17 protein-coding genes and 1 pseudogene are annotated in these 13,692 nt (G+C 67.6%); 4 read left to right on the top strand and 14 right to left on the bottom strand.

Features of this window, described 5'->3' with window-relative positions; translation table 11 throughout:
- From QZH52_RS09865 to QZH52_RS09810, 12 genes and pseudogenes are all read right to left on the bottom strand, one after another.
- The coding region (locus QZH52_RS09865) for a DUF3313 family protein (protein WP_301807438.1) at nt 1-396 on the bottom strand (396 nt) is incomplete at its 3' end.
- A gap of 8 nt (nt 397-404) precedes the next feature.
- Nucleotides 405-992, bottom strand: a complete 588-nt coding sequence (locus QZH52_RS09860) for a hypothetical protein (RefSeq protein WP_301807435.1) — start codon at nt 990-992, stop codon at nt 405-407.
- Nucleotides 993-1,003: 11 nt separating this feature from the next.
- Nucleotides 1,004-1,849 carry a DUF2092 domain-containing protein gene (locus QZH52_RS09855; protein ID WP_301807433.1) on the bottom strand — a complete coding sequence of 282 codons (846 nt, stop codon included), beginning with the start codon at nt 1,847-1,849 and terminating at the stop codon, nt 1,004-1,006.
- A gap of 26 nt (nt 1,850-1,875) precedes the next feature.
- Complete coding sequence (locus QZH52_RS09850) at nt 1,876-2,649, bottom strand: transporter (RefSeq protein WP_301807432.1); 774 nt, start codon at nt 2,647-2,649, stop codon at nt 1,876-1,878.
- A 61-nt stretch (nt 2,650-2,710) separates the two neighbouring features.
- The gene (locus QZH52_RS09845) at nt 2,711-3,262 is read right to left on the bottom strand and encodes an OmpA/MotB family protein (protein WP_301807430.1); all 552 of its coding nucleotides are present in this window, start codon (nt 3,260-3,262) and stop codon (nt 2,711-2,713) included.
- A gap of 23 nt (nt 3,263-3,285) precedes the next feature.
- Entirely contained in the window at nt 3,286-3,519 is a 234-nt protein-coding gene (locus QZH52_RS09840; RefSeq protein WP_301807428.1) for a hypothetical protein, read from the bottom strand.
- A gap of 51 nt (nt 3,520-3,570) precedes the next feature.
- The gene (locus tag QZH52_RS09835) at nt 3,571-5,061 is read right to left on the bottom strand and encodes a DUF1254 domain-containing protein (protein ID WP_301807426.1); all 1,491 of its coding nucleotides are present in this window, start codon (nt 5,059-5,061) and stop codon (nt 3,571-3,573) included.
- A 131-nt stretch (nt 5,062-5,192) separates the two neighbouring features.
- Nucleotides 5,193-6,428 (bottom strand): dienelactone hydrolase family protein, encoded by a 1,236-nt coding sequence (locus tag QZH52_RS09830; protein WP_301807423.1) that lies wholly within the window; start codon nt 6,426-6,428, stop codon nt 5,193-5,195.
- A gap of 46 nt (nt 6,429-6,474) precedes the next feature.
- Entirely contained in the window at nt 6,475-6,999 is a 525-nt protein-coding gene (locus QZH52_RS09825) for a flavin reductase family protein (RefSeq protein WP_286525574.1), read from the bottom strand.
- Nucleotides 6,973-8,208: pseudogene (locus QZH52_RS38620) on the bottom strand (styrene monooxygenase/indole monooxygenase family protein); the annotation flags it as partial. The pseudogene QZH52_RS38620 and the gene QZH52_RS09825, both read right to left, overlap by 27 nt.
- Nucleotides 8,209-8,222: 14 nt before the next feature.
- Nucleotides 8,223-9,461 (bottom strand): styrene monooxygenase/indole monooxygenase family protein, encoded by a 1,239-nt coding sequence (locus QZH52_RS09815; protein WP_301807421.1) that lies wholly within the window; start codon nt 9,459-9,461, stop codon nt 8,223-8,225.
- Between the two features lie 20 nt (nt 9,462-9,481).
- On the bottom strand, nt 9,482-10,273 hold the full coding sequence (locus QZH52_RS09810) for an SDR family oxidoreductase (protein ID WP_301807419.1): 792 nt from the start codon (nt 10,271-10,273) through the stop codon (nt 9,482-9,484).
- 178 nt (nt 10,274-10,451) lie between these two features.
- Between QZH52_RS09810 and QZH52_RS09805 the strand changes: the two genes are divergently transcribed.
- From QZH52_RS09805 to QZH52_RS09790, 4 genes are all read left to right on the top strand, one after another.
- On the top strand, nt 10,452-11,459 hold the full coding sequence (locus tag QZH52_RS09805; protein WP_301807418.1) for an AraC family transcriptional regulator: 1,008 nt from the start codon (nt 10,452-10,454) through the stop codon (nt 11,457-11,459).
- A 186-nt stretch (nt 11,460-11,645) separates the two neighbouring features.
- Entirely contained in the window at nt 11,646-11,855 is a 210-nt protein-coding gene (locus QZH52_RS09800; protein WP_301807415.1) for a hypothetical protein, read from the top strand.
- A gap of 11 nt (nt 11,856-11,866) precedes the next feature.
- On the top strand, nt 11,867-12,250 hold the full coding sequence (locus tag QZH52_RS09795; protein ID WP_301807413.1) for a hypothetical protein: 384 nt from the start codon (nt 11,867-11,869) through the stop codon (nt 12,248-12,250).
- Nucleotides 12,247-12,723, top strand: a complete 477-nt coding sequence (locus QZH52_RS09790) for a hypothetical protein (protein ID WP_301807411.1) — start codon at nt 12,247-12,249, stop codon at nt 12,721-12,723. The genes QZH52_RS09795 and QZH52_RS09790 overlap by 4 nt, the downstream gene beginning before the upstream one ends.
- 7 nt (nt 12,724-12,730) lie before the next feature.
- On the opposite strand, the gene QZH52_RS09785 is transcribed toward QZH52_RS09790, so the two are convergent.
- Nucleotides 12,731-13,120, bottom strand: coding sequence for an FHA domain-containing protein (locus QZH52_RS09785; protein WP_301807409.1), 390 nt, complete (start codon nt 13,118-13,120; stop codon nt 12,731-12,733).
- 88 nt (nt 13,121-13,208) lie between these two features.
- The gene (locus QZH52_RS09780; RefSeq protein ID WP_301807407.1) at nt 13,209-13,631 is read right to left on the bottom strand and encodes an FHA domain-containing protein; all 423 of its coding nucleotides are present in this window, start codon (nt 13,629-13,631) and stop codon (nt 13,209-13,211) included.
- Nucleotides 13,632-13,692 lie beyond the last annotated feature (61 nt).

Genomic DNA, 13,692 nt, shown 5'->3' with positions numbered 1-13,692 from the left:
GCCGGGGCCCGCGACATCGACGATCTTCGCCTCGGGCGACAGGTTCTTGACCAGCGCGCTGTGGAAGTAGTCGAGCAGCGCCTTGAGGTCGGTCGGGTCGATCGGGCTCTGGTCGGTCGCCGGCGTGACGTAGACCTTGATGCGCTCGATCATGACCTTGTCGTAGCTGCGCCAGTCGACGCCGGCCTGGCGCCAGCACAGGAAGCCGCCGTTCTCAGGCTGGACCTTGAGCTTGCCGGGGTCGCTGAGGAAGCCGACATTGGAGACCTTGGCCAGGTTGTTCTCGGAGGCCGTGATGCCGGCATTGCCCGACCCCGGCGTTGCGCAGCCGGTGACGAGGACCGCCGCGAGTGCGAGGCAGGCGAGCGCGAGCGGAGTGACGTGGGGTGGGTTCATGTTCATGGTCAGTAGGGCGCAGGCACCACGGTGTAGTACACGCCGTTGGCACCGTAGTACGGCCGGAACCAGGTGCTGCCGACCTGGTAGTAGTTGATGCCGGCCTGGTTCACGATCACCGCGCCGGGCGGCACCGTCGCATAGTTGACGCCCACCGAATACACCGGACGCGCGGCACTGGCGACCGCCGCGCCGGCCGCGACCCCAACCACAGCACCGGCGGCCACGGCGCCTGCGCAGTCGTAGCAGCCCGCGTGGTAGTAGGGCACCGCCACCGGCGCGTGGTAGGGCGCGTAGCCGCCATAGCCATAGGCCGGGGGGCGGTAGGTCGAGAAGCCGCCGGCCGTGGTGTGCACTGCGCCGTAGCCCGCGACCCCTTCGCTGTGGCCGCCATAGGCGTTGGTATGGCTCCAGCCGCCGAAGGCATTGGCGGAGGTCGAGCCGCCCCAACGGTTGTCATGCGTGGCGCTGCCGAAGCCGCCGTAGGAGTGACCGCCGAAGCGATTGGCGCTGGCCCAGGCGGCCGCCGGCGCATGGAAGCCTGCCGTGATGAGCCATGCCGCCAGCAGCGGAAGAAGGGCCTTGGTGTTCGTCATGCTTCGTCTCCTCACTTGGCCTTCGCCGGCTTCCGGCCGGCCTTCGGTGGCTGCGTCGGCTTTGGTGCGGCGAAGTCGATCTTCTTGGCATTGGCCGCGTTCACCGCCGCGAAGGCTTCGGCCGCGATCACCGGATCGAGCTTCCAGTTGGAGAACTCGACGTCGTGCCGCAGCATCAGCGGGTCGCCGCGGAACACCGCGCGCATGCGCCGCGGCAGCTTGTCCTGGGCACCGATCCAGATCTGCATGAAGACGGTGTTGCTGACCACCGCGATCATGTCGGTGGTGGTGCCGCCGACCACCTTCGACTGGCCGATGTAGAAGGCCTTGGTGAGCCCGTCGGCGATGTTGCCGAACGGGTCGGCGCCGACGATGTCGGCGAACGGAAAGTAGATCGCGGCCTTGTCGAATGCGGCCTTGAGCATCGCGTCGATGGTGGGCGGCGCCTCCGTGACCGCGACCAGGTTCTCGGCCGGCGCGAACGCGGTGATGGTCTTGCCGTCGTAGCTGTACTCGGCGGCCGGGCCGTCGCCCAGCGTGATGACGCGCAGCTTGTTCGGGCGCTGCACCAGCACTTCGGACGATGTCGAATACACGAGCGGCGGGCCGACGCTGCTCGGGCTTTCGTAGGTGACGACCGCCGTGAACGCCATCGACTGCGCCGCGGTGAGGGCGCTGCTCATGCCCTTCAGCAGGTCCATGGCCCTGGCATCGAGTTGCGGCGCGGCCTTGGCGGCAGCGCTGGCCGAAGGGGCCGCCGGCTTGGTGGCCGCGGGCGTCTGCGCAGCCGCCCCGGTGTCGAGCGCCAGGCTCGCTGCGAGCAGCGCGGCGCTTGCGAGAAGTCGGGTGTTGGTCATGGGTGCTTTCAAGTTGACGAAGCGCTTCACTTGGGGAACATGAACTGCGCCTGAAGGCGGATCTGCCAGTTGGGCCCGTTGTCGGGCTTGACGACGTTGTAGTAGGCCGAGAGCTGCGTGTTCACCGGCAGCTTGCCCAGGTGAAAGATCTTGCCGATGCCACCGCCCAGCGGCACGGTCCAGCGCTTGCTGCTGTCGGCGTTCCAGTCGACCGTGATGATCGGGGCCGTCGTCAGGTAGAAGCCGCCCGGGAAGTTGTAGTTGGCGAAGGGCTGCAAGGTACCGTTGTTGTACGAGCCGCCCTGCTTGCTGCTGCTGACCGACCAGATGTTGTTGACCAGTGCGCCGTAGACCCACGGGTCGCCGTGGTCCATGTGCAGCACGACGAAGGCCGGCCCCATGCCCCAGTTCTTGTTGCCGAGCTCCGAGTTGCTGTTGGTCGGGATCTGCACCACGGGGCCCGCGCCCCAGATCCACTTGCCCGGCTTGGCCGGCGACAGGAAGGCGGTGAACACCGTGTCGCCGACCCCGCTGAGGCTGCCGATGCCGGGGCCCAGCGAAGGCATCGAGATCACCGGCAGGATGGTGCGCGTGATGACGTTCCACTCGGAGTTGACCGAGATCGGGACCACCGGCTGGATGTTGAGGATGTTCTGCGTTCCCTTCTCGGGCCCGTAGTTGAGGTTGGTGTTGTTCTGGAACGGCACGCTGATCAGGTTGCCGACCGGGTTCTGCGCCAGCTTGGCGAGTTCCTCGGCGCTCATCTCCGCGCGGGCCGGAACGCCAGCGAAGAGCACCATGCCGACCGCCACGCCCAGCCTCGTGCATGGCAGTCGGAAACTGGTTCGCATGACCGGCGCGCTACGGCCGATTGGCCGCCGTGATCACGATCTCCACGCGTCGATTCTTGGCCCTGCCCTGCGGCGTGTCGTTGCTCGCCACCGGGCGTGCTTCGCCGAAGCCCTGCGCCGAGATGGTGTTCTGCGGCACCCCCTTCGAGGTCAGGAAGCGCGCGACGTTGTCCGCCCGGGCCGACGACAGCTCCAGGTTGGACGGGAAGCGCCCCCTCAGTTCGGGCCCGATCGGCACGTTGTCGGTGAAGCCCTGGACCACGATCTGCTGGCCCTTCAGGTCAGCCAGCGTCGGCGCGATCTTGCCCAACGTCTGTTCGCCCTTGGGGCTCAGCGACCAGCCGCCTTCGGGGAACAGGATCTCGTTGACCAGGGTCACCTTGAGCTCGTTCTGAAGCTGCGTGATCTGCGCCTGATCGGCGCTCAGCTCGCCCGAGAGCTTCTGGCTGAGCGCGGCATAGCTGTCGGCCTTCTGCACCTCGGTGTTGTAGGTCTGCTTGGTGACGCAGCCCGCTGCCACCAGTGCGGCGCACAGCGCCAGGACGAATCGGGTTGACTTCATGTTCTTCTCCTCGGGTTGTGCTGCTAGTAGCGCCTGCGAACCGCTGCGCCGTTGGGTCCGGCGCATCCCTCTCGGTAGACGCCCTTGGCGCAGGTCACGGTCGCCGGCGCCGGTGGCTTCCTGACCACCGCGGCGCCGTTGGGACCCGCGCAGCCCTCTCGGTAGACGCCCTTCGCGCAGGTCACCGCCCAGGACGATGCGGGGGCGAGACACGCAAATGCGATCACGGCCGATGCGGAGAAAACGAAGTGCTTCATGGCAGTCTCCTCAGGTGAATCGATGGGACACAGGGAAGCGTTGCAAGTCGCTCAGACCGGCTTCACGCGCGGAATGGTCCAGCTGCCGTCGAGCAGGCTCGGCGGCGTGTCCTTGGGCCAATAGAGGCGCATCATGAGGATGAAGCCTTCCTTGGGCGCCGGCAGCCAGTTGCCTTCCTTGTCCGCGCCGGGCGACTCGTTCTGGATGTAGAGGTCGACCGAGCCGTCGGCATTGGCCTTGAGCTGGTTGCGCTGGCTGACGGTGTACCGATTGATCGGGTTGGGCACGAAGAAGTAGTCGGTGTCGTACATCGTCAGCGACCAGAAGCCGTTGACCGGAGGCAACTGGCCCTTCGGGAAGCGCAGGACATACTTTTTCGAGCCGTGGTACTTCTGCAGGATGTCGGGGCCGGTGGACGTGGGGTAGACGGCGTCTTGCGGCCGGTTGGCGCCGAGGCCGATCGCGGTGATCAGGGCCCGCTGGATGTAGTTGGTGCCGTAGAGGCCCGTCTTGGTGGTGAAGGTCCAGCCGTTCTTGAGCTTCAGGTCGCCGGAGAGCAAGCCCTTCTTCATCCAGCCCATGATCTTGGCCTGGGCCGGCTTGGGCGATTTCGACAATCCCTTCTGGACCGATGCGTCGAGCTTCGAGGCATCGAAATCCTTGCCCGGGACGATGCCGATCTTGGCCAGCTTGGCGACCATCGGAGCGTCGGCCGCGGCCGGCGGATTGGTCTTCAGCAGCTGCGCGAAGAGCGCGAAGTAGCTGGCGGCATCCATCGCGTTGACTTGCTCGCGCACGGCGGTCTTGCTGTCGATGCTCGGATCGACCGTGCCGGGCGGCGGCGTGAAGGACTTGCCGTAGGAGGAAAGCGGCACGGCCGTCATCTCGTCTTGCAGGGCGTGAACCGCCGCGTAGTCTTCGGGCGTGCCGGTGCAGTAGATGCGGCCGAGCATCCACACCATGCCGGTGGGCGACTTGTACTGCTTGACTCCCGCCGGCAGGGTTCCCTTCCAGCCCGGACCGGTGATGGCGAACTTCTGGGCGCCGGTGCCGGTCGTGCGCTTGCCCGGCACCTCGAAGACATTGGTCCAGCCGTCCAGCATCGGCAGCAGGAAGAAGCGTCCCTTCATGTCCGGCGTCGAGATGACCCACGGCTCCTTGGTCACGTCCAGCCAGATGATGGTGTACAGCGTGTCGGCGTTGGGCGCGGTGACTGCGTGGTTGTCCACGGCGGGGTAGCCGCGCAGCTTGAGGAACTGGCCCATCGGCGCCTTGCTGTCATCGGGCGCAGCGACGTTGGTGAGGCTGCGCCGGGTCAGCTCCATGGTGACCAGCGGGTAGGCGTAGATGTAGGCCTCGATGGCGAGGTCGCGCGCCTGGCGCGCCTTGACGTCGGTCTCGACCTCCGCGACGCCCTCCTCGAGGGCCTCCTTGGCATCGACCAAAAGGCCATCGGCCGCATGTGCACCCGGCACCCAGGCGCCGAGCGCACCCAGGGTCATGGTGAGGACCGCGTCGCGACGCGTCGTGTTGTTTTTCATGTTGTTTCCTCAAGTCGTTTTCCCGGGCTTGTGCGCGGGTCGTGCTCGGCTGTGCGAGTGGTGGGAGCCTAGCCGCCGAGGCGCGGAGGGGGAATAGGACTTTGGGCCAATAGCCAAGCGGCTGTTAGGGGCTAACCCATCAACGTGTTCGAAGGCAAGCTCTCATCCAGCAGCTTCCGCGCCGTCTCCACCCCCGCCACCGGCAACCCCGCCGCATCCAGCAACCCCACCTGCACCAGCACGCTCGCCTGATCCCAGTAGATGTGCTCGTGGTAGAGCTTGTCCCCCCGGAACTTCACCACCGCCAGCAAAGGGATCTCCACCCGCCTCCCCGTGGGCGCCACGCCCGGCAGCATCCACGGGATTTCGGTCGTGTGCGTGAAGCAGAACAGCATCTCGTCGACCACCTGCGACGCGCCCACGGTGCGCGAGATCGGCACCAGCGAGGTGTCGGGCGGGTTGCTGTTGACGAAGTGGTGCGTGTAGAAATGGTGCAGCGCCTTGTAGCCCACGCCGCCGGTCATGGTCGGGATGTGGTTGACGTAGGGCTCGGCCACCATGGTGCTCATCGTGTCGTCGACGTTGCGGGTCGCGAACTCGTACTCGCAATGCTTGTCCCACAGCGCGGCCAGGTCGTAGTGCGGGCCGATGGCGCTCTTCAGCGCCGCGATGCTGCGCTCGTGCGCCATCAGCGCCGAGGCGCGGTGGTAGTGCTCGCCGCCCACCCGCGCAAACGCATGGTCGACGCCGGGGTACACGTGCACCTCGACGTTCGGCCGGCCGCGCAGCGCCTGCACGATGCGCTCGCGGGCCTCGGGCGGGCAGAAGCCGTCGAGCTCGGCCACGTGCAGGGCGAGCCGGCAGCGGATGCGGTCGGCCTCGTCGAGCGCCGCGTCGATGCCCACGCCGTAGTAGCCCACGGCCACGTCCGCATCGGTGCGGCAGGCCGCCAGGTAGGCCAGCTTGCCGCCCAGGCAGAAGCCCAGCACTCCGACCTTCGCGCCCTGCACTTCGGGCCGCCCGCGCAGTGCGGTGATCGCGGCCTGCATGTCTTCCATGCCGCGGGCCTCGTCGAAGCCCTTGTAGAAGGCAAAGGCGCGCTGCCAGTCGTCCGGCGAATAGCCGAGCTCGACATCGGGCTGCTGGCGCCAGAACAAGTCGGGCACGAGCACCACGTAGCCTTCTTCGGCGTAGTAGTCGGCCACGTCGCGCATCGTCTGGTTCACGCCGAAGATCTCCTGCGCCAGCACCAGGCCGGGCCCGCTGCCCGAGCGCGGCACGGCCAGGTAGCCGTTGAAGCTGCCGCTGCCGTCGCTGGCCTGGATGCGGATTTGGCGCGGGGAGTTGGTGGCTGCTGGGTCCTGCATGTGAAGTGCTCCGTTCAAGGGGTGGATGGGTGTGCGGGCCGCGCGCTCATTGCACGCATTCCGGATGTCGGGTCGTCACTTGGTAATAGCCCGAATGGAATACCAGCGGCTCGCCGTCGAAGCGGTCGTAGCGCTCGACCTCGCCGATGAAGATGAGGTGGTCGCCGCCGTCATATTGCCTCACGTTGCGGCAGATGAAACGGGCGATCACGCCATTCAGCAGCGGCACGCCGGCCGTGCCGTCGCAGCAGTCGACGCCGCCAAACTTGTCCGGCTGCGGCGTCGAAAACTGGCGCGACAGGTGATGCTGGTGTGCCGCCAGCACGTTGATCGCGAAATGGCTGGCGCCGGTGAAGTCGGCCACGCTCGGCGCCTGCCGAGCCAGGCTCCACAGCACCAGCGGCGGGTCGAGCGAGACCGACGAGAACGAGTTGGCGGTCATGCCCACGCGGCGGCCGTCGATGCCCCGGGTCGTGATGACGGTCACGCCGGTGGTGAACTGGCCGAGCGCCTTGCGGAAGTCGCGCCGGTCGAAACGGTCGGCCGCCGCCTCGCGCGCCCTGCCCTCCAGGAAGCGGTCGGCCTCGGCGGCATCGAACCACCAGGGCGCGAAGACGCGCGGGTCGTCGAAGCCGTTGACCAGGGTGCTCGCGACCGCGGGCATGTGGGTGGCGCTCTGCAGCAGCTTCTGCACATGCGGCTTCGGAGGTGCGAGCAGGCTGTTGGTCCAGTCGGTGGCCCAGCGGGCATAGCCTTCCCAGTAGCGGTCGAAGGTCTGCTGCATCCACGCGGCGTCGAAGGGCGCATCGCCGTGTTCGAGGATCCGCTTCAGGTAGATGTCGGCGGCCTTGGCCGCGTTGTTCGAGCCCTGGCCGGTGATCGGGTCGTTGAGCACCACCGCGTCGGCCAGGCCCAGCACCTCGAGCCCAGACGGCAGCGTCGCGACTGGCTTGCGCACCGTCGGCGCGAAGCGGCCCACGAGGATGCCGTTGTCGTCCGTCAACGTGATGTCGCCGCAGCGCTCGGCCTCCCAGGGCAGGAACGTGTCGAGGATCCACTTGCTGCGCGCCAAGTGCTCCAGCGGGGTCTTCACGTCGGCCCAGCAATCCATCGGGCCGCCGGGCACGCCTTCGAACACCATGATCTCGCACGGCCCCGTGGTGGTCAGCGCCGGGAACACGAAGTACTCGCCCACGCCGGGAATGAGGTTGAAGCACACCCGCGCATACGGCTGGGCGGGCTTCATGCCCTTCACGTAGGTGAGCGCCAGTGCGCGCTGCGGCTGGTCGAAGGGCGAGCGCTCGGCGTCGCGCTCGAACAGCTGCGAGATCTCGCCCTTGCCGCTGGCGACGACCACGAGCTCGTGCGTGGCGGCGCAGGCTTCGAGCTCGGCCAGCCCCACGTCCTGCAGCAGCAGCCGGCCGCCGCGCTGCTCGAACTCGGCCATCCAGGCGGGGATCTTGAGCCGCTGGTCGACCGACTGCGCGGGGCCGTCGAGCCGCGCGCTCCATTCGATGGCCTTGCTGCCCTCGGGGCTGCGCACCACCATGCCGATGCCCTCGACGATGGGGCATTCATCGGCCCACCCGTCGAGCGCCAGTTCGCGCTCGGTCTGCAGCGCGGTCTCGAACATGCATTGGCTCGACATCACCGGGCCATCGAAGATTTCCTGCCCCGTGCGGTTCGAGTAGACCGTCACCTCGTGCCCCGCGCGCTGCAGGCCGAGCGCGAGCTGCATGCCGGACTGGCCGGCGCCGACGATGGCCACGCGTCGCTTCATGCTCGGGCTCCGGCTCAAGCGACGGCGGCGCAAGTTGCGATATAGCGCTCCGCCTCGGCCGGGTCCGCGAACCACGGGAAGAAGGTGCGCGGGTCGTCGAAGCCGTTGACGAAGGCGCTGGCCAGCGGCGGTATCGCACCGGCGCTGCCGAGCAGGTTGAGCACGTGGGGCGGCGGCGGTGCGAGCAGCATGTTGGTCCACTGCGAGACCCACTGCGCGTAGCCGAACCAGTAGCGGTCGAAGGTCTGCTGCATCCACGCCGCATCGGCCGCGCCCTCGCCGCGCGCGAGGATGCTCTTCAGGTAGGTGTCGGCACACTTGGCCGCGTTGTTGGAGCCCTGGCCCGTGATCGGATCGTTGAGCACCACCACGTCGGCCAGGCCCAGCACCTTGCGGCCCGATGGCAAGGTCGCCACGGGCTTGCGCACCGTCGGCGCGAAGCGGCCGGCGAGGATGCCGTTGTCGTCGGTCAGCTCGATGTCGCGGCAGCGCTCGGCCTCCCAGGGCGTGAAGGTGTCGAGGATCCACTTGCTGCGCGCCAAGTGCTCCTGCGGGGTCTTCACGTCGGCCCAGCAATCCATCGGGCCGCCCGGCACGCCTTCGAACACCATGATCTCGCAGGGGCCGGTGGTGGTCAGCGCCGGGAACACGAAGTACTCGCCCACGCCGGGGATCAGGTTGAAGCACACGGCCGAGAAGGGTTGGCGCGGCTTCATGCCCTTCACGTAGGTGAGCGCCAGTGCGCGCTGCGGCTTGTCGTAGGTGGACTTGTGGGCGTCGCGCTCGAAGAGCTTCGAGATCTCGCCCTTGCCGCTGGCGACCAGCGTGAGGTCGTGGCTGCGGGTGCAGGCTTCGAGGTCGTCGATGCCGGCGTCCTTCAGGATGAGTTCGCCGCCCTTCTTCTGGAACTCGCTCATCCAGGCCGGGATCTTGACGCGCTGGTCGACCGACTGCGCGCTCGAATTCAACCGCGCGGCCCAGTCGATCGCCTTGGCGCCCTTCTGCTCGGGATGGGGCACCGCAAGGCTGATGCCGTCGACCGTGGGGCAATCGCTCGCCCAGTGGTTCAGGCCCAGGTCGCGCTCGATCTGCAGCGAGGCGCCGAACATGCACTGGCTCGACATGACCTTGCCGGTACGGATGTCTTCACCGGTGCGGTTGCTGTACATCGTGACCTCGTAGCCTGCAGCGAGCAGGCCCAGTCCCAGTTGCAGGCCCGACTGGCCTGCGCCGACGATGGCGATTCGTTTCATTGCGTGTCTCCTTGATCGGGTCAATCCATCAGCTTGGGAATGGCGGGCACGGCCTGCTCCGGTCCCATGGCGGAGTAGCCGCCGTCCACCGCGTAGTCGGAGCCGGTCACGAAGCTGGCGTGGTCCGAGCACAGGAACAGCACCACCTGCGCGACTTCGTCGGGATCGCCGACGCGCCCGAGCAGATGGAAGGGCGCCGCCACGCGATCGGTCTTGGCGCGGTCACCGCCGCTGAGCTTGTCCATCACGGCCGACCAGGTCCAGCCCGGCGACACGCTGTTGACGCGGATGCGGTCGGGCGCCAGGTCCATCGCCATGTTGCGGGTGAGCTGCGCCATCGCGGCCTTGCTCACCGGGTAGAGCCAGCGGCCGGTCTGCGCCACGCGCGACGAGATGCTGGTGAAATTGACCACCGCCCCGCCGCCCGCCGCGACCATGTGCGGATGCACCGCCTGCAGCATCGCGACCGCGCTCGCCACGTTGACGTTGAACGAGGTCAGCCAGTCGGCGCGCGGCGACTTGAAGCCGTCGTCCACATAGGAGCAGGCCAGGTTGACCAGGAAGTGCACGCCGCCGTGCCGTGCCGCCGCCTCCGCCACGCAGACCTGCACCTGGGCGTCGTCGGTGATGTCGGTGCGCACGAAGCGTGCGCCGGCGCCGAGCGAATCGGCCAGCGGCTGGCCGTTGTCGGCATCGATGTCGGCAATGACGACCTTGACGCCGGCCGCGTGCAGTGCACGCACCACGCCGGCGCCTATCAATGTGGAGCCACCGGTGACGATGGCGCTCTTGCCCGCGAGTCCCTTGAACATGACGCTTGCCCTCCTGGGTTGATCGGCAGGCCGGGATGGCCTGTGGAGCGAACGTTATTTGCAGGGAGGCCGCTGGCGTGTCCCGCAAACGCAGGCGATGTCCGTGGCGCGCAGCTTTCATTCAAGGGGTGGTCCGAATTGTGGGCGGGGACGGTTTTTGCTACGGTGCCCTGGCCCCATGGAAACCGCCACCCCTTCACGGCTGCCGTTGCAGCGTTACCGACTCTTCGAGAGCCACGACATGGACGAGGCGCGCGAGAGCGTGGCCCGCGTGTTCTGCCCGCACAAGCTGGTCATGCTGCGGCCGCGCACCGAACTCGATGCCTGCCATCACAGTGCGCGGCTGCATCGGGACGTGAGCCTCAATTACGTGCAGTACGGGCCGGGGGTGCAGATCGATCCGGGCTACCTGCAGGACTTCTTCCTGCTGCAGATTCCGTTGCGCGGCGGTGCCGAGATCCGCTGCGGCGCGCAGCAGGTGGACGCGACCCCCAGCCTGGCGTCGCTGCCTTCGCCGACCGAGCCGCTCTCGATGCGCTGGGCCGACGACAGCCCGCACCTGATCGTGCGGCTGGCCCGGTCCGCCCTGCGCTCGCGGCTCGAGTCCTTGCTGCAGGCGCCGCTGAAGCAGCAACTGGTGTTCGACCTGGGCGTGCCGCTCGACAACCCCGCGCTGGCGCCACTGGTGCACTTCATCGACTACCTGCGCCTCACGCTGGATGCGGGCAACGCGCTGCAGTCGGGCGGGCGCCTGGGCGAGCATGCCGAGGAATACCTGATGTCGAGCCTGCTGATGTCGGCGGGCCACAACCATTCGCGCGCACTGGCCGGCGAGGCGCAGCGCAGCCTGCTGCCGCGCGTGGTGCGCAAGGCGCAGGAATACATGGCGGCGCATGCCGAGCAGCCGCTGTCGCTGGCGGATATCTGCCGCGAAGTCGGCTGCAGCGCGCGGGCCTTGCAAGTGGCCTTCCGCCAGCATGCGGGGCAGGGGCCGATGGAGTTCCTGCGCGAGCTCAGGCTGGACCGCGTGCGGACCGAGCTCCAGGCATGCGCAGGGGTTGCCGCGGGGGGTGTGCGCGAGGTGGCGCAGAAGTACGGGTTCCTGCACCTGGGGCACTTCGCGGCGCAGTACCGGGCGCGGTTCGGGGAAAGGCCGTCGGAGACGCTCGGGGCGCGCGGCTGCTGATCTCCCGCCTGGCTTTGAGGACGTGCGGAAAATTCGCACCGCGTCCGTAGGCCCTCTCCGACTCCCGAAACTCCCCTGGGCTGCGGCACCGGCGCAGTGACTTGGCGCAAGCTGAAATTGCCGGCGATTCCTGACGCTGCCCGCGCATGGGGCCGGTGATTCACCGCCTTACCCGGGAGAAGTGCAATGAACGCAATGCCCCCCCAGACATGGACACTTGTCGCCATCGTCGCAGCCGTGATCGTGATCGCGCTGGCTGCCTATGCCATCCACCGCAGCAAGCAATCGCAGGGGCTGCGTTCGGGCCCGAATACGACCGTGCCGTCCAGGCGCACGGCAGCCGCGCTCAGGCCGAAGCCGAACTGCGACGTCGCGAAGAGCGCGTCGGGCACCTGACGATCGTTCCCTTGGCAGCCGCGGATGCCGCGCGCTTCAGCGCGGCCTGGACGTCCTTGCAGGCCGACTTCGTGGACAACCCGCGCGGCGTGGTCGACCAGGCTGACGCGCTGGTGCGGGAGCTGCTGGCCAAGCGCGGCTATCCGGTAACGGATTTCGAGCATCGGGCCGCGGACATCTCGGTCGATCACCCGACGGTGGTGAGCAACTACCGCGCAGCGCAGGAAATCCGCGGGCGGACGCTGCGCGGCGAGGTCGAGACCGAAGAATTGCGCAAGGCCGTGGTGCACTACCGCGCGCTGTTCGACGAATTGCTGGAAGTGCGCGGGCTGCGGCCGGAGGCCAGGCCCCAGCCATCGATCCGGCCGACCCGACCCATGGAGGTGCGATCATGATTTTCGAAACCAAGCGCCGTCAAGCCAGCGAGGCCGGAGTGGAATCAGAGGCTCTCGCCCAGGCTCCTTCAGCAGTTGCAGTGCCAGTGCCGGCTCCCGATGTGCGAGTCGACCGGATGGACCGGGGTGGCTACCCCCAAGACGTGCCGGTGGCCGTGAGAGCCGCAGCGGACAGCCAGACGGACAGCCGCCGCACCGACGTCGAGCCGCTGGAGCCCCTCTTCCCGGCCGACGTCGCGGAGAACTTCCGCCGCGGCTGGGACGCCGTCCAGATCGGCTTCGTCGACGATCCCCGGCGGGCGGTGCAAAAGGCGGATGAACTGGTGCAGCAGGTACTGCACGACCTGGCGGAATCTTTCAGCGGCGAGCGCAGCCGCATCGAGGCGCATGCCGAGCAGGCGGACTCGACCGAGGAACTGCGCGTGGCGCTGCGACGCGACCGCGCGTTCCTGGAACGGCTGCTGTCGCTGTAGGACCCGCTCAGACGTCGTACGCGTGCGACGTCTCGCGCGAGCGGTCCAGATCAGCCAGCAGTTCCGGCGTCGTCACGAGTCGCATCGCGTCGACCCCCGACGGATCATGGTCGCCCGAGAGGAACCGGATCTTGAAAGTGCCGATCGACACCTCGTCGCCGCCGACCAGCACCTGGGACCGCACCTTGACGCCGTTGACGAAGACGCCGTTGCGGCTGCCCAGGTCGCTGAGGGTCACGAAGGGGCCGTCGAGGGTCACGAGGGCGTGGTGCCGGCTCACCTGCATCGCGTCGAGCACGACGTCGTTGGTCGAAGCCCGGCCAATGGTGGTTTGCTTCGCGAGCAAGGAGAATTGCCGGGTCGCGGCAACACCCTTCATCAAGATCAGTTTCGGCATGCGTCCTCGGCAGATGCAATATTGTGTAACACCTTATTGTTACATCAACTCCGCCGGAAACCTGACTGGAGGCTGATGGCCGCAGGTCTCAGATGGATCCGCGGGTACTTCCCGGGACTCCGGGGCCCGTCGCCGCCTCGGGCCCGGCGCGCTCGGTGTCGATGTTCACCAGCAGTTCGTGCATGGTCATCATCCGCTGCGCCTCGACCTGACTGAACTCCTGGTCGGCGGCGATGAACTTGATCGCGTAGCTCCCAAGCCGGATCAGGTCGCCGTCGGCGAGCACCTGGCTCTGGATCTGGACGTCGTTGACGAAGGTGCCGTTGCGGCTGCCCAGGTCGGTGATGGTGACGAAGGCGTGCTCGACGTCGATCACGGCGTGGTCGCGGCTGGCCTGGGACGAGTCGACGATCACGTCGTTGGTGGTGCCCCGGCCGACCTTGTTGTCGTGGGGCTTGAGGGGGACCTGCAGCGTCTCGCCGCTGGCGGTGGTCATGAGAAGCAGCGGCATGGTGATGGAAGCACGGCGTGAGCGTGCGCACGCATTCTCACCTCAATTCGACAGCCCAGCG

This window comes from Variovorax ginsengisoli, from assembly GCF_030486595.1.
Lineage (GTDB): Bacteria > Pseudomonadota > Gammaproteobacteria > Burkholderiales > Burkholderiaceae_C > Variovorax > Variovorax ginsengisoli_B.
This window is presented reverse-complemented; position numbering and strand designations above follow the sequence as displayed.

Coding starts and splice junctions, on each gene's coding strand:
- QZH52_RS09860 (WP_301807435.1), bottom strand. CDS start 992: ATGACGAACACCAAGGCCCTTCTTCCGCTGCTGGCGGCATGGCTCATC.
- QZH52_RS09840 (WP_301807428.1), bottom strand. CDS start 3,519: ATGAAGCACTTCGTTTTCTCCGCATCGGCCGTGATCGCATTTGCGTGT.
- QZH52_RS09780 (WP_301807407.1), bottom strand. CDS start 13,631: ATGCCGCTGCTTCTCATGACCACCGCCAGCGGCGAGACGCTGCAGGTC.
- QZH52_RS09785 (WP_301807409.1), bottom strand. CDS start 13,120: ATGCCGAAACTGATCTTGATGAAGGGTGTTGCCGCGACCCGGCAATTC.
- QZH52_RS09835 (WP_301807426.1), bottom strand. CDS start 5,061: ATGAAAAACAACACGACGCGTCGCGACGCGGTCCTCACCATGACCCTG.
- QZH52_RS09815 (WP_301807421.1), bottom strand. CDS start 9,461: ATGAAACGAATCGCCATCGTCGGCGCAGGCCAGTCGGGCCTGCAACTG.
- QZH52_RS09800 (WP_301807415.1), top strand. CDS start 11,646: ATGAACGCAATGCCCCCCCAGACATGGACACTTGTCGCCATCGTCGCA.
- QZH52_RS09850 (WP_301807432.1), bottom strand. CDS start 2,649: ATGGTGCTCTTCGCTGGCGTTCCGGCCCGCGCGGAGATGAGCGCCGAG.
- QZH52_RS09790 (WP_301807411.1), top strand. CDS start 12,247: ATGATTTTCGAAACCAAGCGCCGTCAAGCCAGCGAGGCCGGAGTGGAA.
- QZH52_RS09845 (WP_301807430.1), bottom strand. CDS start 3,262: ATGAAGTCAACCCGATTCGTCCTGGCGCTGTGCGCCGCACTGGTGGCA.
- QZH52_RS09810 (WP_301807419.1), bottom strand. CDS start 10,273: ATGTTCAAGGGACTCGCGGGCAAGAGCGCCATCGTCACCGGTGGCTCC.
- QZH52_RS09805 (WP_301807418.1), top strand. CDS start 10,452: ATGGAAACCGCCACCCCTTCACGGCTGCCGTTGCAGCGTTACCGACTC.
- QZH52_RS09830 (WP_301807423.1), bottom strand. CDS start 6,428: ATGCAGGACCCAGCAGCCACCAACTCCCCGCGCCAAATCCGCATCCAG.
- QZH52_RS09855 (WP_301807433.1), bottom strand. CDS start 1,849: ATGACCAACACCCGACTTCTCGCAAGCGCCGCGCTGCTCGCAGCGAGC.